The sequence below is a fragment of the Castellaniella daejeonensis genome (assembly GCF_039523555.1).
Taxonomy (GTDB): Bacteria; Pseudomonadota; Gammaproteobacteria; order Burkholderiales; family Burkholderiaceae_B; genus Castellaniella; species Castellaniella daejeonensis.
In genome coordinates this window covers 776,265-797,154 of sequence record NZ_BAAAFN010000015.1, presented here as the reverse complement: position 1 = coordinate 797,154, position 20,890 = coordinate 776,265, and the positions used below count along the sequence as shown (strand labels likewise).

20 protein-coding genes are annotated in these 20,890 nt (G+C 67.8%); 14 read left to right on the top strand and 6 right to left on the bottom strand.

Annotation, left to right across the window (positions count from 1 at the left end):
• Positions 1 to 2: 2 nt before the first annotated feature.
• Entirely contained in the window at positions 3 to 1,058 is a 1,056-nt protein-coding gene (locus tag ABD022_RS13410; RefSeq protein ID WP_343821737.1) for an ABC transporter substrate-binding protein, read from the bottom strand.
• A 344-nt stretch (positions 1,059 to 1,402) separates the two neighbouring features.
• Positions 1,403 to 2,602: a class I SAM-dependent methyltransferase gene (locus ABD022_RS13405; RefSeq protein WP_425545240.1), complete on the bottom strand. Its 1,200-nt coding sequence runs from the start codon at positions 2,600 to 2,602 to the stop codon at positions 1,403 to 1,405.
• A 170-nt stretch (positions 2,603 to 2,772) separates the two neighbouring features.
• Between ABD022_RS13405 and ABD022_RS13400 the strand changes: the two genes are divergently transcribed.
• The 13 genes from ABD022_RS13400 (at position 2,773) to ABD022_RS13340 (ending at position 15,451) form a co-directional block, all read left to right on the top strand.
• Entirely contained in the window at positions 2,773 to 3,969 is a 1,197-nt protein-coding gene (locus ABD022_RS13400; RefSeq protein WP_343821733.1) for a multidrug effflux MFS transporter, read from the top strand.
• Between the two features lie 71 nt (positions 3,970 to 4,040).
• Positions 4,041 to 4,277 carry a 50S ribosomal protein L28 gene (rpmB, locus tag ABD022_RS13395; RefSeq protein WP_043681023.1) on the top strand — a complete coding sequence of 79 codons (237 nt, stop codon included), beginning with the start codon at positions 4,041 to 4,043 and terminating at the stop codon, positions 4,275 to 4,277.
• A gap of 23 nt (positions 4,278 to 4,300) precedes the next feature.
• Positions 4,301 to 4,468, top strand: a complete 168-nt coding sequence (rpmG, locus tag ABD022_RS13390) for a 50S ribosomal protein L33 (protein ID WP_003810296.1) — start codon at positions 4,301 to 4,303, stop codon at positions 4,466 to 4,468.
• Between the two features lie 155 nt (positions 4,469 to 4,623).
• Positions 4,624 to 7,275 (top strand): leucine--tRNA ligase, encoded by a 2,652-nt coding sequence (gene leuS, locus ABD022_RS13385; protein ID WP_343821730.1) that lies wholly within the window; start codon positions 4,624 to 4,626, stop codon positions 7,273 to 7,275.
• 5 nt (positions 7,276 to 7,280) lie between these two features.
• The gene (locus tag ABD022_RS13380; RefSeq protein ID WP_343821729.1) at positions 7,281 to 7,895 is read left to right on the top strand and encodes an LPS-assembly lipoprotein LptE; all 615 of its coding nucleotides are present in this window, start codon (positions 7,281 to 7,283) and stop codon (positions 7,893 to 7,895) included.
• Between the two features lie 19 nt (positions 7,896 to 7,914).
• Entirely contained in the window at positions 7,915 to 8,964 is a 1,050-nt protein-coding gene (gene holA, locus ABD022_RS13375; RefSeq protein ID WP_343821727.1) for a DNA polymerase III subunit delta, read from the top strand.
• Between the two features lie 61 nt (positions 8,965 to 9,025).
• Positions 9,026 to 10,291 carry a glutamate-5-semialdehyde dehydrogenase gene (locus ABD022_RS13370; RefSeq protein ID WP_343821726.1) on the top strand — a complete coding sequence of 422 codons (1,266 nt, stop codon included), beginning with the start codon at positions 9,026 to 9,028 and terminating at the stop codon, positions 10,289 to 10,291.
• 79 nt (positions 10,292 to 10,370) lie between these two features.
• Positions 10,371 to 10,787, top strand: a complete 417-nt coding sequence (locus ABD022_RS13365) for a CopD family protein (protein WP_343821725.1) — start codon at positions 10,371 to 10,373, stop codon at positions 10,785 to 10,787.
• Positions 10,788 to 10,793: 6 nt separating this feature from the next.
• Complete coding sequence (locus ABD022_RS13360; RefSeq protein WP_343821723.1) at positions 10,794 to 12,335, top strand: THUMP domain-containing class I SAM-dependent RNA methyltransferase; 1,542 nt, start codon at positions 10,794 to 10,796, stop codon at positions 12,333 to 12,335.
• A gap of 127 nt (positions 12,336 to 12,462) precedes the next feature.
• Positions 12,463 to 12,651 (top strand): hypothetical protein, encoded by a 189-nt coding sequence (locus tag ABD022_RS13355; protein ID WP_343821721.1) that lies wholly within the window; start codon positions 12,463 to 12,465, stop codon positions 12,649 to 12,651.
• A gap of 131 nt (positions 12,652 to 12,782) precedes the next feature.
• The gene (locus ABD022_RS13350) at positions 12,783 to 13,301 is read left to right on the top strand and encodes an RDD family protein (protein ID WP_343821720.1); all 519 of its coding nucleotides are present in this window, start codon (positions 12,783 to 12,785) and stop codon (positions 13,299 to 13,301) included.
• 34 nt (positions 13,302 to 13,335) lie between these two features.
• Positions 13,336 to 14,268: an Hsp33 family molecular chaperone HslO gene (gene hslO / locus ABD022_RS13345; protein ID WP_343821718.1), complete on the top strand. Its 933-nt coding sequence runs from the start codon at positions 13,336 to 13,338 to the stop codon at positions 14,266 to 14,268.
• Positions 14,269 to 14,530: 262 nt separating this feature from the next.
• Positions 14,531 to 15,451, top strand: coding sequence for a TadE/TadG family type IV pilus assembly protein (locus tag ABD022_RS13340; protein ID WP_343821717.1), 921 nt, complete (start codon positions 14,531 to 14,533; stop codon positions 15,449 to 15,451).
• A 39-nt stretch (positions 15,452 to 15,490) separates the two neighbouring features.
• On the opposite strand, the gene ftsB is transcribed toward ABD022_RS13340, so the two are convergent.
• From ftsB to pyrG, 4 genes are all read right to left on the bottom strand, one after another.
• On the bottom strand, positions 15,491 to 15,766 hold the full coding sequence (gene ftsB, locus ABD022_RS13335; RefSeq protein ID WP_343821715.1) for a cell division protein FtsB: 276 nt from the start codon (positions 15,764 to 15,766) through the stop codon (positions 15,491 to 15,493).
• Between the two features lie 16 nt (positions 15,767 to 15,782).
• A complete protein-coding gene (gene eno / locus ABD022_RS13330) occupies positions 15,783 to 17,069 on the bottom strand; it encodes a phosphopyruvate hydratase (protein WP_343821713.1) in 1,287 nt (428 codons plus the stop codon).
• Positions 17,070 to 17,215: 146 nt separating this feature from the next.
• Positions 17,216 to 18,070: a 3-deoxy-8-phosphooctulonate synthase gene (gene kdsA / locus ABD022_RS13325; protein WP_343821711.1), complete on the bottom strand. Its 855-nt coding sequence runs from the start codon at positions 18,068 to 18,070 to the stop codon at positions 17,216 to 17,218.
• 28 nt (positions 18,071 to 18,098) lie between these two features.
• A complete protein-coding gene (gene pyrG / locus ABD022_RS13320; protein WP_343821710.1) occupies positions 18,099 to 19,778 on the bottom strand; it encodes a CTP synthase in 1,680 nt (559 codons plus the stop codon).
• Between the two features lie 178 nt (positions 19,779 to 19,956).
• Here pyrG and yghX point away from each other — a divergent pair, with 178 nt between their 5' ends.
• Positions 19,957 to 20,844: a YghX family hydrolase gene (gene yghX, locus ABD022_RS13315; protein ID WP_343821709.1), complete on the top strand. Its 888-nt coding sequence runs from the start codon at positions 19,957 to 19,959 to the stop codon at positions 20,842 to 20,844.
• Positions 20,845 to 20,890: the final 46 nt, after the last annotated feature.

Below are 20,890 nucleotides of genomic sequence, written 5' to 3'. Positions count from 1 at the left end.
CCTTACAGGGCGGCCTTGACACGCTCCGTCACGTCGGCGGGCAGCCATCCGGTCCAGACGGCCTGCTGGTTCTTCAGGAACCACATCGCCGTCGGTTGGGGTTCGGCCTCGTTCTTTTCCATGTAGGCCATGGTCTGGTTCATCACGTCCAGGGGCACCTTCACCTTGGACAGGAACTCGGTCAGCTTCGGCGCGTCCTGGGTGAATTTCGCGGTGACCGCCGTGAACACCGGATTCTCCGGATAGTCGGAGGCCTGGGGGTTCTCGCAGTTCGGGTCGGTCAGGCATTTCTGCTTGGCGGCGTCGTACGGCGGCAGTTCCAGCTTGACCAGGTCCATGGAGCCCACCAGCGGCGTCGGATACCAGTAGTAGAAGACGACATTTTCCTTGCGCTGGTAGGCTGCGGTCAGGGCGGCCTTCTGGGTCGCGCCGGTGCCGGGGGAGAACAGCGTGAAGGTATCGCCCAGGTTCAGCGCCTTGAACAGGTTCGTGCTGACGACTTCGCAGCCCCAGCCGGCCGGGCAGCCGTAGAAGCGGCCCTTGGAGGGCTCTTCGGGATCCTTGAAGGCATCCTTGAATTTCGGCAGGTCGGTGGCCTTCTTCAGTTCGGGCAGGCGCTCGGCCGTGTACTTGGGAATGAACCAGGCTTCACCGCCCATGTAGATGTCGCCGATGCGCTTGACGCGGCCGGTGGCCTCGGCCTTGGTCCAGGGCTCCAGGGTGCTGTTCAGCCAGATCTCGCTGTTGATGTCCAGGTCTCCGCGTTCCAGCGCCGCCAGGGCCGGCAGGGTTTCCGTGGGCAGGACTTCGGAATCGCAGCCGTAGCCATGCTTGGCAATGAAGCGTTCGACCTCGACCAGGACCAGGTTGGATTCCCAGTTCATGCCGCCGAAGCGCACGGCGCGGTCGAGTTCGCATTGGGGCGCGTCGGCCGCCCGGGACACGGACGGGGCCAGCGACAGGCCGGCGAGCGCAGCCGTCAGTGCAAGCCCCAGCACGGTGCGGGACAGGCGGGGGGAACGTGCCGCGACGGGCGACGAAAAAGCAGAGATAGACATAGATGCCTCCTTTGGGTTACGGAGACGCCGGATACGCCATGCGTGGCCGACGCCATAGCTTAGGGGAGGGTGTGCGGAAGACGGCCGCGGGCCGCCAATACATACCAGCACTGCAGGCGCGATGCGCCCAGGACAGACAGGGGCCGAAAACCGAAGCAGCCGCTGCCAGGATTGAAAAAAGAACTACAGAAGAAGCGTTATTTTACACACAGGATCGCAGAAAATAAACCCGGTTAATGAAAACAGCCCCTGAGCGGGGCTGAAAACGCGGGAATCGCGGTGTGCTGCAGGCGGTGCCGGAGACATGCCGGACGGGCGTTTCCGGCACCCCGGGAAAGGTGGGTTCAGCGGTCCCGGTAGATATAGTCGCGGCGCCAGGGGTAGGCCTGGTCCCCGGGGTAGTCCAGCTCGTCGGAACGCCCCGTGGGCTGGGGCTGGGCGAGAATCTGGTGCAGGGCGATCCAGCCGTGCTCGAAGCCCATCGCGCAGCCCGCCAGGTACATGCGGTACGCCCGCAAGGATCGTTCGCCCTGGGACGTGTTCAAGACGGCACGCGCCTCGTCCAGGCGGGATTCCAGGGCGTCGCTCCAGGCCCAGAGCGTGCGCGCATAATGCGGGCGCAGGTTCTCGACATCCAGGTCTTCCAGGCCGGCCTCGGCCAGGGTCTGCTGCACATAATGGATGTGGGACAGCTCGCCGCCGGGGAAGATGAACTTCTCGATGAATTCACCCATGCCGGCGCCCAGTTCGCTGTTGTCCAGCCCGCCCGCCGTGATGCCGTGGTTCAGGATCAGGCCGCCGGGCCGCACCAGCCGGCGCAATTTGGAAAAATAGCCCGTGAGCTGGGCCCGCCCCACGTGCTCGAACATGCCGACCGACGCGATCTTGTCGTAGGGCCGGGACTCGTCGAGCTTGCGGTAGTCCAGCAGTTCCATGCGCACGCGCCCGGACAGGCCCTTTTCCTGGATCAGACGGTTGACGTGGGCATGCTGGTTCTTCGACAGGGTGATGCCCGTGACGTCGACATCGTAGTGTTCCGCCGCCCACAGCATCAGGCCGCCCCAGCCGCCGCCGACGTCCAGGAAGCGCTCGCCCGGCTTCAGGGCCAGCTTGCGGCAGATGTGGTCGAGCTTGGCTTCCTGGGCCTGGGCCAGGGTGAAACCGGGCTCGCGGTAGTAGGCGCAGGAATATACCCGGCGCGGATCCAGCCACAGGGCATAGAAATCGTCGGACAGGTCGTAGTGGAATTCGATCTGCCGCGCATCGCGCTCGATCGAGTGGCGCCAGACCGACACCAGCCGCTTCACCAGGCTGGTCAGCCAGCCCGAGCGGGCCAGGTCGACCGGCGAACCCGGCAGGATGCCCGCGGCCAGACGCATCAGATCCCGCATGGAGCCGTCGAACTCGAATTTGCCTTCGACGTAGTCTTCGCCCAGCACGCCGACCTCGCCGGCCGCGAAGTGCGTCAGGACGGCGGCGTCGCGCACACGCAGGCGAATCGCTGCGTCGGCGGCACCGACCTTCTGCCCATCCGGCAATTCCATGGAAACCGGCAGGGGCAATGATCCAAGTTTGTTCTCGATGATCGATGCGATCGCAGTCAACGGAGCCTCCCTCAGTCATGTGAAAGACCTTGCTATAGTAGCGCCAATCCCCGCTGCTTCAAGCGCCACCAGCAGGCTTCATTCCTGCCCGCCCCCACCGACCCGCTTTCATGGCTTCCCGTTCTTTCCTGCCCCAGATCCCGCCCTGGCTGATCCTGATGGGCGCGCTGGCTGCGATCGGCCCCCTGGCCATCGACATGTACCTGCCCGCCTTCGGCGCCATGGCGGCCGACCTGGGCGTCCATCCGGGGCAGGTCGAGCGCACCCTGGCCAGCTACCTGCTGGGCCTGGCCCTGGCACAGCTGGCCTACGGCCCCCTGGCCGACCGCTATGGCCGCAAGCCGCCGCTGCTGATCGGCCTGGTGCTGTTCTCCATCGCATCCATCGCCTGCGCGCTGAGCAGCGACATCGACCACCTGATCCTGTGGCGCGTGGTCCAGGCCTTCGGCGGCGCCGCCGGCATGGTCATCCCCCGTGCCGTGATCCGCGACCACCTGGATACCCGCGAGGCCGCCCAGGCCCTGTCCCTGCTGATGCTGGTGATGGGCGTGATGCCCATCCTGGCGCCCCTGCTGGGCGGCCAGGCCGTGACGCTGGGATCCTGGCGCACCGTGTTCTACCTGATGAGCCTGGTCGGCGCCGGGCTGCTGATCGCCGTGGCGCTGCGCATGCGCGAATCCCTGGATCCCGGGCGGCGATCGCCGCTGGCCGTGGGCGCCATCGCCGCCCATTTCCACCTGCTGCTGACCCATCGGCGCTTCATGGGCTACACCCTGGCGGGCGGCTTCGGATCGGGCGGCCTGTTCGCCTATATCTCGGGATCCCCCCAGGTCTTCATCTCGATCTACGGCGTCGACCCGCGCTGGTTCGGCCTGCTGTTCGGCCTGAACGCCGCGGCGCTGATCGGGGCCTCGCAGGTCAGCGCCCGCCTGCTGAACCGCCACCCGCCGATCCGCCTGCTGGCCCGCGCACAGGGCATTCTGGTGCTGATGACGCTGTGCGCCCTGCTGTCGACCCTGCTGGGCTGGATCGATCTGCCCCTGCTGATGCTGTGCCTGATGGGATTCATGGCCAGCCAGGGATTCGTGGGCCCCAACGCCGCCGCCCTGGCGCTGGCCGAACAGGGCCCCCGGCTGGGTGTGGCCTCGGCGCTGATGGGAGCATTGCAGATGCTCTGCGGCGCCCTGGCCGGCTTTGCCGTCAGCGCCTGGCACACCGGCACTCCCCTGCCCCTGACCGCCGTGCTGGCGGCCTGCGCGGCCCTTTCGTGGCTTTCCGGCCGCATCGCCATGCAAACCGACCGGTAATTCGCTTGATCTGCCTGGTAATTTCAGTATAGAATGCAAGGCTTTCCAGATACACACACAGAGGTGAGACCATGGCACGCGTATGCCAAGTAACCGGCAAAGGCCCGATGGTGGGCAACAACGTCTCGCACGCGAACAATAAAACCAAGCGTCGTTTCCTGCCCAACCTGCAATCGCGCCGGTTCTGGGTCGAATCCGAAAACCGCTGGGTGCGCCTGCGCGTATCCACCAAGGCCCTGCGCACCATCGACAAGAACGGCATCGACGCCGTCCTGGCCGACCTGCGTGCCCGTGGCGAACTGGCCTGATCGGCCGCGCATAGGAGCACATCATGGCTAAAGGCATCCGCGAGAAAATCAAGCTCGAGTCGACCGCCGGCACGGGTCATTTCTACACGACCACGAAAAACAAGCGCAACATGCCGGAAAAGATGCTGATCAAGAAATTTGATCCGGTCGCGCGCAAGCACGTCGACTACAAGGAAACCAAGCTGAAGTAATCCGGGGTCGCCTCTCCCGGACCGTCTCACCGGTTTCTTTCGAATCCCCGCCTTCGTGCGGGGATTTTTCTTTGCGGGTGCGCCGGAACCCGATGCCGCACGACCCTCTATAATGTCGGGCTGGTCCTTTTCCCACCCATTTTCCAGACAGATCCATGCAGGAACGCTACATCCCGAACCAGGTCGAAACCGAAGCCCAGGCCCACTGGCGCGAGGGCGACGTCTACCGCGTCACCGAACACGCCGCTCTCCCTGACGGCTCGCCCAAGCCCAAGTTCTACGCCTGCTCGATGCTGCCCTACCCCAGCGGCAAGCTCCACATGGGTCACGTGCGCAACTACACCATCAACGACATGATGGCCCGCCAGCTGCGCATGCGCGGATACAACGTCCTCATGCCCATGGGTTGGGACGCCTTCGGCATGCCGGCCGAGAACGCCGCCATGAAATCCGGCGTCCCCCCGGCCAAATGGACCTACGACAACATCGCCTACATGAAAAAGCAGATGCAGGCGATGGGGCTGGCGATCGACTGGTCGCGCGAAATGTGCGCCTGCGACCCGGCCTACTACAAATGGAACCAGTGGCTGTTCCTGAAGATGCTCGAAAAGGGCATCGCCTACCGCAAGACCCAGGTCGTCAACTGGGATCCGGTCGACCAGACCGTGCTCGCCAACGAGCAGGTCATCGACGGCCGCGGCTGGCGTTCCGGGGCGCTGGTGGAAAAGCGTGAAATCCCCGGCTACTACCTGCGCATCACGGACTACGCGGACGAACTGCTCGACACGCTGCACGACGGGCTGCCCGGCTGGCCGGAACGCGTGCGCCTGATGCAGGAAAACTGGATCGGCAAGAGCGAGGGCGTGCGTTTCGCCTTCCGCCACGACATCCGCGATGCGGACGGCGCCCTGATCCAGGACGGCCTGCTGTACGTGTTCACCACCCGCGCCGACACCATCATGGGTGTCACCTTCTGCGCCGTGGCGCCCGAGCATCCGCTGGCCACCCATGCCGCCCGCGGCAATCCCGAACTGGCCGCCTTCATCGAAGCCTGCCGCCAGGGCGGCACGACCGAGGCCGAACTCGCCACCCGCGAAAAAGAAGGCCTGCCCACCGGCCTGTCCGTCATCCACCCCCTCACGGGCGAACCCGTGCCGGTCTGGGTCGGCAACTACGTCCTCATGAGCTACGGGGACGGCGCCGTGATGGGCGTGCCCGCACACGACGAACGCGACTTCGCCTTCGCGCGCAAGTACGGCCTGCCCATCCGCCAGGTCATCGCCGCCGAAGGCAAGGCCTATTCCACCGAGGCCTGGCAGGACTGGTACGCCGACAAGCAGATCGGCCGCACGATCCAGTCTGGCAAGTACGACGGCCTGACCACCGCCGAGGCCATCCAGGCGGTGGCCGCCGATCTCCAGGCCCAGGGGCTGGGCGAACTGCGCACCACCTGGCGCCTGCGCGACTGGGGCATTTCGCGGCAGCGCTACTGGGGCACACCGATCCCCATCATCCACTGCGCCGACTGCGGCCCGGTCCCCGTGCCCGAAAAGGACCTGCCCGTGGTCCTGCCCGAGCACCTCGTGCCCGACGGCACCGGCAACCCCCTGGCCAAGGACGAGGCATTCCTGTCCTGCCACTGCCCCTCCTGCGGCAAGCCGGCGCGCCGCGAGACCGACACGATGGACACCTTCATCGATTCGTCCTGGTATTTCATGCGCTACACCTCGCCGGGCAACGACCAGGCCATGGTGGATGCCCGCAACGACTACTGGATGCCGATGGATCAGTACATCGGCGGCATCGAACACGCCGTGCTGCACCTGCTGTATGCGCGCTTCTGGACGCGGGTGATGCGCGACCTGGGCATGGTGAAGTTCTCCGAGCCCTTCACGCGGCTGCTGTGCCAGGGCATGGTGCTGAACCACATCTATTCGCGCCGGAACGCCCGGGGTGGCATCGAGTATTTCTGGCCCGACCAGGTGGAAAACATCACCGACGACAAGGGCGGCATCATCGGCGCGCGCCTGAAATCCGACGGTTCGCCCGTGGACTACGGCGGCATCGGCACCATGTCCAAGTCCAAGAACAACGGCGTCGACCCGCAATCACTGATCGACGGCATGGGGGCCGACACCGCCCGCCTCTTCGTCATGTTCGCCAGCCCCCCGGAACAGACCCTGGAATGGTCGGATTCCGGTGTCGAGGGCGCGCACCGCTTCCTGCGCCGGCTGTGGGCCTTCTGCCATGCGCAGCACGACGCCGTTCTCCAGCACGCCGCATCCCCCGTCGACGGCGCCGCGCTGGACGATGCCGCGGCCGGCCTGCGCCGCCAGATCCACGGCCTGCTGCGCCAGGCGGACTACGACTACCAGCGCATCCAGTACAACACCGTGGTCTCCACGGCCATGAAGATGCTCAACACGCTGGAAGCGGCCGCCCAGGCGGGCGTTTCCGGCCCGGCCCTGGCCGAATCCGTCTCCATCCTGCTGCGCGTCCTGTATCCGGTGGTGCCGCACATCACCTGGCAGCTGTGGCGCGAACTGGGCCTGGCCGATGCGCTGGGCGACCTGCTGGACGCGCCCTGGCCCACGGTCGACGAGTCCGCCCTGCGGGCGGATACGATCGAGCTGGTGCTGCAGATCAACGGCAAGGTCCGCGGGCAGATCACCATTCCCCAGGAAGCCGACAAGTCCGCCATCGAGGCCCAGGCCCGGGCGCACGAGGCAGTCGGCCGGTTCCTCGAAGGCCGCGAACCCAAGCGCATCGTGGTGGTGCCGGGCCGGCTGGTCAACGTCGTCGGATGATGCCCATGGTCTCCTTCACCTCCGTGCCGCGCATCCTGCGCCTTGCCCTGGCCGGCCTGGCCCTGCTGGTGCTGGGCGCCTGCGGTTTTCACCTGAAGGGGGCCACGCCACTGCCCTTCCAGTCGCTCTACACCAACATCAACCTGGATTCCGAGTTCGGCGCCCGGCTGCGCCGCACCATCTCGGCCAATTCACCGGGCACCCGCTTCACCGACCGCCGCCAGGACGCCGACGTCTACCTGCACCAGATCAACGAATCCCAGAACCTGCGCCAGCTGTCCCTGGACGCCGATGGCCGGGTCGAGGAATACGAGCTGAACCTGGAATTCCAGTTCGAACTGCTGGACCGCACGGGCCACGTGCTGCTGCCTCCCACGACCCTGCTCAGCGTGCGCGAGCTGCCCTACAACGACCGCATCGTCCAGGCCAAGGAAGGCGAGATCGACCGCACCTTCAAGGACATGCGCAACAGCCTGATCGACCAGATCCTGCGCCGCATGAGTTCACCGGAAGTCCGGGCCGCCTACGCCGACGCCGCCGACCGTCCCGTGGTTCCCATACCCGACGACAAGGTCCTCGAGGCCACGCCCCCGGCCGGCCCATCCTCGATCAGGCCCTAGCGCGGGCGGGGCCCAGACCATGGCATATGCGTCGGCTGCGGACCGCCTGACCGAGCACTACGCCGGCACACCGGAGCTGCCGGCCTGCACCGTCCTGTGCGGCGACGAGATCCTGCTGGTGACCGAGGCGGCCGATGCCTACCGCGCCGCCGCCACCCGGCTGGGCTGCGCCGAACGCACCCACCTGGTCATGGACGCCCGCAGCGACTGGGGCACGGCGCTGGCCGCGTCGCAGAATACGTCCCTGTTCGGCGACCTGCGGCTGCTGGAAATCAGTCTGCCCACCGGCAAGCCTGGCAAGACCGGCGCGGACACCCTGCAGAAGCTCGCCACGATGGCCGGCGACGGACACCTGCCCGACGTCCGGATCCTCATCCGCCTGCCGCAGCTGGACCGGACCACCCAGCAGGCCAAATGGGTCCAGGCCCTGAAGGCCCGCGCCGCCTGGACCGACATCCCGGCCATCCCCCGCACGGGGCTGGCGGACTGGATCGCCGCCCGCCTGAAGCGCCAGGGCCACACGGCGGACCCGGAAACGCTGGCCTGGCTCGCCGACAAAGTCGAAGGCAACCTGCTGGCCGCCCACCAGGAACTGCAGAAGCTCGCCCTGCTGCACCAGGCCGGGCCGCTCAGCCTGGAACAGGTCCAGGCCGCCGTGCTGAACGTGGCCCGCTACAATCTCTATGATCTGCGCGATGCCATGCTGCTGGGCCAGGCCGACCGCGCGCTGACCGTCCTGCGGGGCCTGCGGGCCGAAGGCGAGGCCCTGCCGCTGGTGCTCTGGGCCGTGGGCGAGGAAATCCGCATCCTGGCACGCCTGGCGCCCCACGCCCGCAGCGGCCTGGATGCGGCGATGCGGTCCCAGCGCCTGTTCGGCGCGCGCGAAAAACTCGCCCGCCAGGCCCTGGCGCGCGTGCCCGTGCCCGCCTGGACGCCGGCCTTGCGCCACGCCCATGAAATCGACCGTATCATCAAGGGTATCCCGGTGGACGGCCTGCTGCAGGATCCCTGGGACGAACTGGAACGGCTGGTGATGCGCATCGCCACGGCCGGATCGCCGCGGCGATGAACGCCGCCCCCTTCTCGCCGGCCAGCCCGCCGGACCCGAAGGCCTTTTATACAGACATGCCATGAACGACACCACCACCGGTTTTTCCATGCAGACCCTGGGCCGCCAGGCCCGGCAGGCGGCCCGCATCCTGCGCTCGGCCTCCGGCGCCGCCAAGGCCGCCGCCCTGCGGGCCATGGCCGACGGCCTGCGCGCCCGCCGCGCCTGGCTGCAGGAAGAAAACGCGCGCGATCTGCGCGCCGCCGCCGAACGCGGGCTGGATGCTCCGATGATGGACCGCCTGCGCCTGTCCGACCGGTCGCTGGACCTGATGATCGAAGGCCTGCTCCAGATCGCCGCCATGCCCGACCCGATCGGCAGCCTCAGCGAAACCACCACCCGGCCCAACGGCATGCGCGTGGCCCGCATGCGCGTGCCCCTGGGCGTGATCGGCATCATCTACGAATCCCGGCCGAACGTGACCATCGACGCCGCCGCCCTGTGCCTCAAATCCGGCAACGCCACCATCCTGCGCGGCGGCAGCGAGGCCTTCCATTCCAACCGCGCCCTGGGCACCATCATCCAGTCCGGCCTGGAAGCCGCCGGGCTGCCTCCGCACGCCGTGCAGGTCGTGGACACCACCGACCGCGCCGCCGTGGGCGAGATGATCACCCACCCGGAATGGATCGACGTCATCATCCCGCGCGGCGGCAAGAGCCTCATCGCCCGCCTGGCCGACGAATCGCGCGTGCCCCTGATCAAGCACCTGGAAGGCAACTGCCACGTCTACATCGACAAGGCGGCCGACCCGGACCGCGCGCTGGACATCGCGATCAACGCCAAGACCTACCGGACCGGCATCTGCGGCGCCATGGAAACCCTGCTGGTGCACGCGGACATCGCCGACGCCTGGCTGCCGCGCGCCGGAGCCCGCTTCGCCGAACTGGGGGTCGAACTGCGCGCCTGCCCGCGCGCGGCGGTGCTGCTGCCCGGATCGATCCCGGCCACGGAAGAAGACTGGGCCACGGAATTCCACGCCCCCATCCTGGCCGTGCGCGTGGTCGACTCCCTGGACGAAGCCATGGATCACATCGCCCGCTACAGCTCCGAGCACACCGAATCCATCGTCACCGAGGACCTTTCCGCCGCCCAGCGCTTCCAGCGCGAAGTCGATTCCAGCTCGGTCTACGTCAACCTGCCCACCTGCTTCGCCGACGGCTACGAATACGGTCTGGGCGCGGAGATCGGCATTTCCACCAACCGCCTGCACGCCCGCGGCCCGGTCGGGCTCGAAGGCCTGACCATCCAGAAATGGGTGCTGACCGGCGAAGGCCAGCTGCGAGGATGAGCCCGGATACGGCGCAGTCCCGGCGGACTGCGCCGTGCCTGGCGAATGCGTGCATCCCATCGTCATATCAAGGATCCCCATGCTCTGGGTCAAGGCCTTCCATATCCTGTTCGTCACATCCTGGTTCGCCGGGCTGTTCTACCTGCCGCGCATCTACGTCAACCTGGCCCAGGCCGAAGACCCTGCCGTACGCGCCACGCTGCTCGGCATGGCGCGGCGCCTGTACCGCTTCATGACGCCGCTGGGGGTTCTGGCGCTGATGCTGGGCCTGTGGCTGTGGCTGGGCTACGGCATCGGCCGCGGCCAGGGCTGGATGCATGCCAAACTGCTGGCCGTGGCCGGCCTGCTGGTCTTCCATCTGGCCTGCCGCCATCACCTGGGCACCCTTACCGCCGGCACCTGCCGGCATTCCCACCGCTACTTCCGCTGGTTCAACGAAATCCCGGTCCTGCTGCTGTTGCTGGTCCTGATCCTGGTGGTCGTCAAACCCTTCTGATCGCCGATGAACGATTCCACGACACGCAAGACCCTCAGCCTGAAGAAAAAGGCCCCCGCCGAAAGAAAGGCTCCTGCCGAACGCGCCGAATCGGGCGAGAAGCCCCGCAAGCGCTCGGGCGCCCGCGCGCGCCAGGCGGCGCTGCGGGAACACGCGCAGCAGACGCGCCCGGAAACCGGCACTGGCACCGATACCGGACAAAAGGCCAAGTCCCGGCGCCCCGCCCGCGACGCTGCGCCCGGGCATCCCTCGCGCCCGCAATCCGGCGCGCCGACGCGGGATCGCACCGGCAGGTCCGACGCGAACAAGGCCCGCCCCGGCCATGCCCGGCCGGATTCTCCGGACGACGGCCAGCCGCGCATCCAGCGCCTGCCCCGCGCACCGCGCCAGCCGCGCATGTCCGAAACCTTCGAGGCCTTCGCCCCCTGCCCGCACGGCCTGGAAGAAGCCCTGATGCTGGAACTGCAGGCGCTCGGCCACGACGCCGTCCGCGCCGGACGCGCCGGCTGCCACTTCCGGGCGGACTGGGCCGGCGTGCTGCGCGCCAATCTGTATTCCCGCCTGGCCACCCGCATCCTGGTCCAGGTCGCACGGGCCGAAGTCCACGACGAGGACGACATCCTGGCCCTGGCGCGCGACACCGAATGGGAACGCTGGTTCGGGCCCGAACAGTCCCTGCGGGTGGATACCTCGGCCATCCGCAGCCCCATGCGCAGCCTGCAATACTGCAACCTGCGGGCCAAGGACGGCATCTGCGACCGCCTGCGCGAGCGTGAAGGCGCGCGGCCGGACATCGACACCGTCCGCCCGGATGCCCGGGTCCACCTGTTCCTGGACGAGCGGTACGCCACGCTGTACCTGGACGTCTCGGGCGAATCCCTGTTCAAGCGCGGCTGGCGCCTGGACAAGGGCGAAGCGCCGCTGCGCGAGAACCTGGCGGCCGGCCTGCTGGCCCTGTCCGACTGGCCGCTGGACGCGCCCCTGCTGGACCCCTTCTGCGGCAGCGGCACCCTGCTGATCGAAGCGGCCTGGATCGCCCTGGGCGTGCCGCCGGGCATCTGGCGGCCCTTCGGTTTCGAGCGGCTGCGCGTCCACGACGCCCGCCTGTGGCGCGACCTGAAGGAAGACGCCCGTGCGCGGATCGCCCCGCGCCTGGAACAGCCCCTGGTGGGGTGCGACATCCAGCCGGACGCCATCGAGGCGGCGCGCGCCAATGCCGAACGCGCCCACCTGAGCCCCGACACGATCCGCTTCGAGGTCTGCGATGCGCGCCAGATGCCGCCGCCAGCGCCAGCGGGCTGGATCGTCACCAACCCGCCCTACGGCGAGCGGCTGGCGGACGAGGACGGCGACCTCTGGCCCGAATGGGCAAGCTGGCTGAAGCGCCACTACGGCGGCTGGCAGCTCAACATCATCACCAGCGACCTCGACCTGCCCGGCCGGATGCGGCTGAAGGCCCGGCGGCGCCACCCCCTGCACAACGGCGCCCTGGACTGCCGACTGTTCCAGTTCGAGCTGGTGGCGGCGGGCTACCGCGACAAGACGTAGGGTTTTTGCCACGGAAAATGCAGGACCGGGCGACAGGATCCTCTGGCGGCTTGCTTTCATCCTAGGGTTTTCCCTATAATAGGGTTAACCCGAGCGAAACGCTCTTTCTCAAGCAAAGAGGCTTGCTATGAAGACCCTGCAGAACACCGACATCCGTCTGACCGACGCCCTGGAGCGCCAACTGCTGCAAGAAGCCATCGAGGCCCAGCAGGAATACGCCCTGGACCGCGCCATCAAGCGCATGTTCCAGAAGGTGGCCGGCTTCTTCAAGGCCCCCGAAGGCCGCGTGCATCACACGATCCGCACCGCCAACTGATCCTGTTCCGCAGGTTCTCCGGGCCGCCCCCATCGGGCGGCCTTTGCATTTCCGCCCGGCGCGCCGGGCGGGACATCGGCCCCCGTGTTTTCAGCGATAATGGGCGGTTTCCGAGTTTCATCCGCATCGCCATGTCCGATCCAGCCCAGGCCGTACCCGCCGCCCCGCCGCGCCTGCGGCGCTTTGCCTGCATGATGTACGAAGGCGTGCTGCTCTTTGGCGTGGTGTTTCTGGCGGGCTACCTGTTCGACACGCTGACCCAGAGCCGCAGCGGCCTGATGCTGCGCCACGGCAGGCAGGCGTTCCTCTTTCTCGCCATCGGCATCTACTTCCTGGCCTGCTGGCGACGCGGCGGCCAGACCCTGCCGATGAAGACCTGGAACATCCGCCTCACTGACCGGGGCGGCCGTCCCCTGCGGGGCCGGCGGATGCTGCTGCGCTACCTGCTGCTGTGGCCGCTGCCGCTGCTCACGGCCCTGGCGATCGCCGGGCTGTCGCGCGCCACGGGCTGGGCCTCGTTCGATCTGCTGGTCGTCTGCGCCCCCTTCTCGATCTTCCTCTGGACCTGGATCGACCCCCAGGGCCAGTTCCTGCACGACCGGCTGCTCGGCACCGAACTGCGCGACCTGCGCCCCGCCACCGCCGCCTGACCCCGCATCCGGGCGTGCCTTCCGGAATTCCCGAATGAGCGATACCCTGAAGAAATACCTGACCGCCGACCGCGGCACCCGCATCCAGGCCCTGCGCCTGACCCAGGCCTGGCAAACCGGGCTGGCCCACCAGGACCTGCCTCCCGTCCTCGTCGGCCTGCTCGGCGAACTGGCCGCCGCCAGCGCGCTGCTGGCCAGCAACATCAAGTTCGACGGTTCCGTCGTCCTGCAGCTCCAGGGCAACGGGCCCGTAAGCCTCATCATGGTCGAATGCACGTCGACGCTGGACCTGCGAGCCACGGCCCACCTGCGCGAAGACGCCGCGCCACCGGCCGACGCCAGCCTGCAGGACCTGCTCAATGCCGACGGCCAGGGCCGTTTCATGGTGATGCTCGATCCCGCCGGACGCAAGGCCGGCGCCACGGCCTACCAGGGCATCGTACCCCTGGAAGGCGACACCGTCGCCGCTGTCCTGGAACACTACATGAAGCATTCGGAGCAGCTGGACACCCGGCTCTGGCTCGCCGCCGACGCCCAGGCCTGCGCCGGCCTGCTGCTGCAGCGCATGCCGGGCGAATCGGCGCCGTCCGGCACACCGGAACGCGCCGAGGACACCGATGCCACCTGGGCGCATTGCGCCACCCTGGCCGATACGCTGGGCAGCGAGGAACTGCGCACGACCGACACCGACACGCTCATCCACCGGCTGTTCTGGGAAGACGACCTGCTGGTCTTTCCGGAACGGACCGTACGCTGGCACTGCCCCTGCACCCGCGAAAGGGTCGCCAACATGCTGCGCACGCTGGGGCGCCGGGAAATCGACGGCATCCTGGCCGAACAGGGCCGCGTGCACATCACCTGCAATTTCTGCGGCCTGCCCTACGATTTCGATGCGGTCGACTGCGCCGCCCTGTTCGCCGACGGCCCCGACGTGTTGCAAGTGCCCGGCACGGACACGCTGCACTGAACGTCCGGGCGAATCTCTCCTGCACCACGCGGCCGCGGCAGCATGCGACACCCCGGTCACGGGGTAATTGCCGCACTATCCGGGCCAGTCCGCCGGCCGCATACTGCCCGGCATGCCGACCCCATGCCCCGCTGCGCCCGGCCCGTCCCGCGCCAGACCCATCCACTGCCCGCAGCCGCACGCGCACCCGGCCGCTGCCGGCCCGACACGCCATCGCGCCCCTGGCGGCCTCGCGTCGCGCCACCGTCAGCGGGGCGCCGGGATGGCGGGTTTCCTGCTGGCCGCCCTTCCGATCCTGACGCTGGGACTGGGCGGCGTGGAAACCGCGCACTGGTCGGGCCTGCGGCAGACGCTCAGCCTGGCCCTGGTGGAAGCCGCCCGGGCCGGCGCCACACGCCAGGCCCGGCCGCACGCCATTGCCCAGGCCTTCGAGCACGGATTGCGCATGGCCTACCCGGATTCGCGCGCCGCCGGCCGGGCACTGCATGAGCGCCGGGCCGTGCTGGGCGTGCCCTGGCACATCCGCATCGCGCAGCCTTCTCCCGATGCATTCCTGGACCATGCCGACCCCGAACTCCGCGGCCAGCGCGATCATCCGGGCCAGCCGCTGATCCGCAATGACTACCAGGAACGGCAGCAGGCCCGCCGGCTGGCCCAGAGCTGGCCCGCGGGACGCGGCCCCCGATCCGGCCTGACCATCCACGAAGCCAACACACTGGTCCTGGAACTCTCATGGCCGCATCGCCCCATGCTGCCGGGCATGGCAGCCATCGTGCGCGTCCTGGCGCCCCTGGCCGGCGACCCCGCCCAGGCGCGCCTGATGTCGGCCGGCTACCTGCCCTTTCGCCGCCGCGTCAGCATCGCCATGCATTCGCACCCGGCCGCGTGGCCGGACCTGCCCGACGGGCGCGTGACGCACGGCGCGGCATCCATCCCGCCCGGATGGGCGCCGGGATCCCCGGAATGGAACGACGGACACGGCACGGCAGGCTCGCCGCCCGCGAATGGCGGCGCGATCACGCCCGCGACGCCCGGAGAAGGTCCGGCAGCACCGGACATGGAACCGGAAAGCAGCCAGCCGCCCGATCCCGGCATGATCGAAGATACGGCAGGACGCGCCGGGAACACCGGCGGGAACCCGGATGCGGAGCCAGGCCCGGCCGACTGCGGACCGGTACCGTGAGTCCCGGCTGCGGCCGGGATGCCGCGAATGGCCTGCAGGCTATTGCCGGGGCAGGATCTGGACGAAGTATTCGCCCTCGCGGATCATGTTCAGCTCGCTGCGGGCGCGTTCCTCGACGGCCGAGATCCCGGTCTTGAGATCCTGGACTTCGGCCTGCAGGGCGTTGTTGCGCGCGGTGAGCGCCTCGTTTTCCTCGGTTTCCCCCTGCACCTGCGCCTGCAGGTCGCGCAAGCTGAGCCAGCCGCCCTTGCCCCACCATAGCGGATACTGTGTCGCCAGGGTCAGGGCCAGCAGGACGAGGCTCAGCAGGCGCATGGCCGCAAGGCGCCGGTCAGCGCAGGTTGTAGAAGGCCGACACGCCGGGATAGGAGGCGACTTCGGCCAACTCTTCCTCGATGCGCAGCAGCTGGTTGTATTTCGCCATGCGGTCGGAACGCGACAGGGAGCCGGTCTTGATCTGCATGGCGTTGGTGGCGACGGCGATGTCGGCGATGGTGGAGTCTTCCGTTTCGCCGGAACGGTGCGAGATCACCGCCGTGTAGCCGGCCCGCTTGGCCATCTCGATCGCCGCGAAGGTTTCCGTCAGGGTGCCGATCTGGTTGATCTTGATGAGGATCGAATTGGCGATCCCCTGCTGGATGCCCTTTTGCAGGATCTGGGTGTTGGTGACGAACAGGTCGTCGCCCACCAGCTGGACCTTGCGGCCCAGCTGCTCGGTCAGCAGCTTCCAGCCTTCCCAGTCGTCCTCGGCCATGCCGTCCTCGATGGTGACGATGGGGTACTTGTCGCACCAGGACGCCAGCAGGTTGGCGAAATCCTGCGAGCTCAGGGCGATGCCGCCTTCGCCGGCCAGGTGGTACTTGCCGTCGCGGTAGAACTCGGAACTGGCGCAATCCAGGCCCAGCACCACCTGGGAACCGGCCTCGTACCCGGCTTCGCCGATGGCCTTCAGGATCAGCTCGATCGCGGCTTCGTGGTTGGCCACGTTGGGGGCGAAGCCGCCTTCGTCGCCGACCGCCGTGGACATGCCGGCGGCGCCGATGATCTTCTTCAGGGCGTGGAAGACTTCCGCCCCCATGCGCAGGGCCTCGCGGAAGCTGGAGGCGCCCACCGGCAGGATCATGAATTCCTGCAGGTCCAGGGTGTTGTTGGCGTGCGCGCCGCCGTTGATGACGTTCATCATCGGCACCGGCATCTGCATCGGGCCGCTGCCGCCGAAATAGCGGTACAGAGACAGGCCGGCGTCGTCGGCCGCCGCGCGGGCCACGGCCATGCTGGCGGCCAGGATCGCGTTGGCGCCCAGGCGGCTCTTGTCTTCCGTGCCGTCCAGGTCGATCAGGGTGCGGTCGATGAAGGTCTGTTCCTGCGCATCCAGACCCATCAGGGCTTCGGAAATTTCGGTGTTGATGTGCTCGACGGCACGCAGCACGCCCTTGCCCAGGTAGCGGGACTTGTCGCCGTCGCGCAGTTCGATGGCTTCGCGCGAACCGGTGGACGCGCCCGAGGGCACCGCAGCCCGCCCCATGGCGCCCGATTCGAGCAGCACGTCGCATTCCACGGTGGGGTTGCCGCGCGAATCGAGGATTTCGCGTCCGATGATGTCTACGATTGCACTCATGGTCTGACAGTCCTGCCTGTGTAGGGGGTGGGTGAAAGAGGGAATCCCGCCATTTTAACGGGATGCCCGGGAGGCCAGTCTACCCCGGGGTGCCGGCCGGCCGCACACGGCGGCGTTTATAGTGACTATTCGACGCCCCGGCGGCTTCACAGGCCGCCGTCGCGCAGCACGCCGGACTGCTTGACGCAGCGGTCCAGCTCGGCCAGGCATTCCAGCAGGCCGCGCATGTGGTCCAGCGGCACCGCGTTGGGGCCGTCGGACAGGGCCTGGTCCGGGTTCGGATGGGTTTCCATGAACACCCCGGCGACGCCCGCCGCCACGGCCGCCCGGGCAAGCACCGGCACGAACTCGCGCTGGCCGCCGGAATGCGTGCCCTGCCCGCCCGGCAACTGCACCGAATGCGTGGCATCGAACACCACCGGGCAGCCCGTGCCGCGCATGATCGCCAGCGAACGCATGTCCGACACCAGGTTGTGGTAGCCGAAGGACGCGCCACGCTCGCAGACCAGGATGTTGCTGCCGTCGCCGCCGGCTTCCAGCGCCGCCGCGCGCGCCTTGGAGACGACCTGGGCCATGTCCTCGGGCGCCAGGAACTGGCCCTTCTTGATGTTGACGGGCTTGAGCGTCGCCGCGCAGGCCTGGATGAAATCCGTCTGGCGGCACAGGAAGGCCGGCGTCTGCAGCACGTCGACCACGGCCGCGACCTCGCGCACCTGGCCGGTCTCGTGCACGTCGGTCAGCACCGGCACGCCCAGCTGGCGGCGCACGTCGTCGAGGATCTTCAGGCCCTCGTCCATGCCCGGGCCGCGGAACGACTTGCCGGAACTGCGATTGGCCTTGTCGAAGGAGCTTTTGTAGATGAAGGGGATCCCCAGCGCCCGGGTCATTTCCTGCAGGATGCCGGCGGTCTCGAAGGCCAGCTCGCGGGACTCGATGACGCAGGGACCGGCGATCAGGAACAGCGGATGCTCGATTCCGGCCTGGAAGTGACACAGCTGCATGGGGACTCCTTGAACGGTGCGGCCGGGCTCAGGCCTTTTGCGCCTGGGCCGTGGGCTCGGTTTTTTCCGCCTGGCGCTGCTGGTAGGCCAGCGCGGCCTGGATGTAGCTGGTGAACAGCGGATGCCCGTCGCGCGGCGTGGAGGTGAATTCCGGGTGGAACTGCACACCCATGAACCACGGATGCGAGGGAATTTCCATGATTTCCGGCAGGTTTTCGGTGGGCGTGCGGGCGCTGATCACCAGGCCGGCGTCTTCCAGGCGATGGACGTAGACGTTGTTGACCTCGTAGCGGTGGCGGTGGCGCTCGTTGACCTCGGGGCCGTAGATTTCATGGGCCCGGGTGCCCGGCTTGACGGGGCAGCGCTGGGCGCCCTTGCGCATGGTGCCGCCCAGATCGGACGAGGCATCGCGCCGTTCGACCTTGCCTTCGCGGTCCTGCCATTCGGTGATCAATGCCACCACCGGATGGGCTGCCGAGGGGTCGAACTCGGTGCTGTTGGCACCGCCCAGGCCGGCGACGTGGCGGGCGAATTCCACCACGGCCAGCTGCATGCCCAGGCAGATGCCCAGGTAGGGGATGCCGTTCTCGCGGGCATAGCGGATGGCCTTGATCTTGCCTTCCGTGCCGCGCTTGCCGAAGCCGCCCGGCACCAGGATGGCGTCCAGGCCGGCCAGGCAGCCCGTGCCCTGGCTCTCGATTTCCTCGGAGTCCAGGTATTCGATGTTGACCCGGGCGTGCGTATGGATGCCCGCGTGGACCAGGGCTTCGGACAGGGACTTGTAGGACTCGGTCAGGTCGACGTACTTGCCCACCATGCCGATGGTGACGGATTCGCGCGGATTTTCCAGGTCGTGCACCAGGCGGTCCCAGACCGTCAGGTCGGCCGGCGGCGGGGTCAGGGCCAGCGCGTCGCAGACCAGGCTGTCCAGGCCCTGCTTGTGCAGCATGGCGGGAATCTTGTAGATGGAATCCGCATCCCAGACCGAAATCACGGCATCCAGGGGCACGTTGGAGAACAGCGAGATCTTGGCGCGCTCGTCGTCGGGCACGGGCCGGTCGGCGCGGCACAGCAGCGCGTTCGGGTAGATGCCGATTTCACGCAGCTTCTGCACCGAGTGCTGGGTCGGCTTGGTCTTCAGTTCGCCCGCCGAGGCAATGAAGGGCACCAGGGTCAGGTGCACGAAGGCGCACTGGTTGCGGCCCAGGCGCAGGCTCATCTGGCGCGCGGCTTCCAGGAAAGGCAGCGATTCGATGTCGCCCACCGTGCCGCCGATTTCCACGATGGCCACGTCGGCCTGCCCGTCGAAGGCGGCCTTGGCGCCCCGGGCGATGAAATCCTGGATTTCGTTGGTGATGTGCGGGATGACCTGCACGGTCTTGCCCAGGTAGTCGCCCCGGCGTTCCTTGCGCAGCACGGATTCGTAGATCTGGCCGGTGGTGAAGTTGTTGACCTTGTGCATCCGGGCAGACACGAAGCGCTCGTAGTGGCCCAGGTCCAGGTCGGTTTCCGCGCCGTCCTCGGTGACGAAGACCTCGCCGTGCTGGAAGGGGCTCATGGTGCCTGGATCGACGTTGATGTAGGGATCCAGCTTGAGCATCGTGACCCGCAGCCCGCGGGATTCCAGGATCGCAGCCAGGGAGGCCGCAGCAATGCCCTTGCCCAGGGAAGAGACGACTCCCCCCGTGACGAATACGTATTTGGTCATTTCATAAGAGCCCGGTGTGGACGGGCGCAGCGGGAAATTTGGATTATAACCACTCGGCCCGTGCCGCCGCGATGCCCCGCGCGATGAAAAGCGCAACGAAAATACCGGTGCTTTACGGCGCAGCCCACCGCGCCTATCATGGTTTCACCCCCATCCACGCAAGCACCGGGAGGACGCCATGTCCAGGTTGACCGCCAAGGATTTCGCGCCCGAACTGCTGGAACTCTACGACTTCTACGCGCACGGGATCATCGACCGGCGCGAGTTCCTGAGCCGGGCATCCCGTTTTGCCGCAGGCGGCCTGAGCGCCGCCGCCCTGCTGGCCGCAATGTCGCCCGATTACGCGCTGGCCGAGCAGGTCTCCTTCACCGACCCGGACATCCATGCCGAATACCTCACCTACCCGTCGCCCCGGGGCAACGGCGAGGTGCGCGCGTACCTGGTGCGGCCAGCCAAGGCGGCGGGCAATGTGCCCGGCGTGGTGGTCGTCCACGAGAACCGCGGCCTGAATCCCTACATCGAAGACGTCGCGCGGCGCCTGGCCAAGGCCGGCTTCATGGCGCTGGCGCCCGATGGGCTCAGTTCCAAGGGCGGCTACCCCGGCAACGACGACCGGGGCCGAGAGCTGCAGCAGCAGGTTGATCCCGAGAAACTGATGAACGATTTCTTCACCGCGATCGAATTCCTGCCCACCGTGGCCGGGTCGACGGGCAAGATCGGGATCATCGGCTTCTGCTACGGCGGCGGCGTGGCCAACGCGGCCGCCGTCGCCTACCCCGAACTGGCGGCGGCCGTGCCGTTCTACGGCATGCAGCCACGCACCGAAGACGTGCTCCGGATCCAGGCTCCCCTGCTGCTGCACTACGCGGGGCTGGATGCCCGGGTCAACGCCGGCTGGCCGGCCTACGAGGCTGCCCTGAAGGCCAACGGCAAGACCTACGAGGCGCACATCTATCCCGATGTGAACCACGGTTTCCACAACGACTCGACCCCACGCTACGACAAGGACGCGGCCGAGCTGGCCTGGAATCGCAGCATCGCCTGGTTCAAGCGCTGGCTGGCATAGCCGGCGGCGCCCGAACCAGCCGGCGCCCCAGGCGCACGGCGAGTCA

Bases quoted from the DNA above. Each gene is read 5' to 3' on its own strand.
- ABD022_RS13410 (WP_343821737.1), bottom strand. From the start codon at position 1,058: ATGTCTATCTCTGCTTTTTCGTCGCCCGTCGCGGCACGTTCCCCCCGC.
- ABD022_RS13405 (WP_425545240.1), bottom strand. From the start codon at position 2,602: ATGGAATTGCCGGATGGGCAGAAGGTCGGTGCCGCCGACGCAGCGATT.
- ABD022_RS13400 (WP_343821733.1), top strand. From the start codon at position 2,773: ATGGCTTCCCGTTCTTTCCTGCCCCAGATCCCGCCCTGGCTGATCCTG.
- rpmB (WP_043681023.1), top strand. From the start codon at position 4,041: ATGGCACGCGTATGCCAAGTAACCGGCAAAGGCCCGATGGTGGGCAAC.
- rpmG (WP_003810296.1), top strand. From the start codon at position 4,301: ATGGCTAAAGGCATCCGCGAGAAAATCAAGCTCGAGTCGACCGCCGGC.
- leuS (WP_343821730.1), top strand. From the start codon at position 4,624: ATGCAGGAACGCTACATCCCGAACCAGGTCGAAACCGAAGCCCAGGCC.
- ABD022_RS13380 (WP_343821729.1), top strand. From the start codon at position 7,281: ATGGTCTCCTTCACCTCCGTGCCGCGCATCCTGCGCCTTGCCCTGGCC.
- holA (WP_343821727.1), top strand. From the start codon at position 7,915: ATGGCATATGCGTCGGCTGCGGACCGCCTGACCGAGCACTACGCCGGC.
- ABD022_RS13370 (WP_343821726.1), top strand. From the start codon at position 9,026: ATGAACGACACCACCACCGGTTTTTCCATGCAGACCCTGGGCCGCCAG.
- ABD022_RS13365 (WP_343821725.1), top strand. From the start codon at position 10,371: ATGCTCTGGGTCAAGGCCTTCCATATCCTGTTCGTCACATCCTGGTTC.
- ABD022_RS13360 (WP_343821723.1), top strand. From the start codon at position 10,794: ATGAACGATTCCACGACACGCAAGACCCTCAGCCTGAAGAAAAAGGCC.
- ABD022_RS13355 (WP_343821721.1), top strand. From the start codon at position 12,463: ATGAAGACCCTGCAGAACACCGACATCCGTCTGACCGACGCCCTGGAG.
- ABD022_RS13350 (WP_343821720.1), top strand. From the start codon at position 12,783: ATGTCCGATCCAGCCCAGGCCGTACCCGCCGCCCCGCCGCGCCTGCGG.
- hslO (WP_343821718.1), top strand. From the start codon at position 13,336: ATGAGCGATACCCTGAAGAAATACCTGACCGCCGACCGCGGCACCCGC.
- ABD022_RS13340 (WP_343821717.1), top strand. From the start codon at position 14,531: ATGGCGGGTTTCCTGCTGGCCGCCCTTCCGATCCTGACGCTGGGACTG.
- ftsB (WP_343821715.1), bottom strand. From the start codon at position 15,766: ATGCGCCTGCTGAGCCTCGTCCTGCTGGCCCTGACCCTGGCGACACAG.
- eno (WP_343821713.1), bottom strand. From the start codon at position 17,069: ATGAGTGCAATCGTAGACATCATCGGACGCGAAATCCTCGATTCGCGC.
- kdsA (WP_343821711.1), bottom strand. From the start codon at position 18,070: ATGCAGCTGTGTCACTTCCAGGCCGGAATCGAGCATCCGCTGTTCCTG.
- pyrG (WP_343821710.1), bottom strand. From the start codon at position 19,778: ATGACCAAATACGTATTCGTCACGGGGGGAGTCGTCTCTTCCCTGGGC.
- yghX (WP_343821709.1), top strand. From the start codon at position 19,957: ATGTCCAGGTTGACCGCCAAGGATTTCGCGCCCGAACTGCTGGAACTC.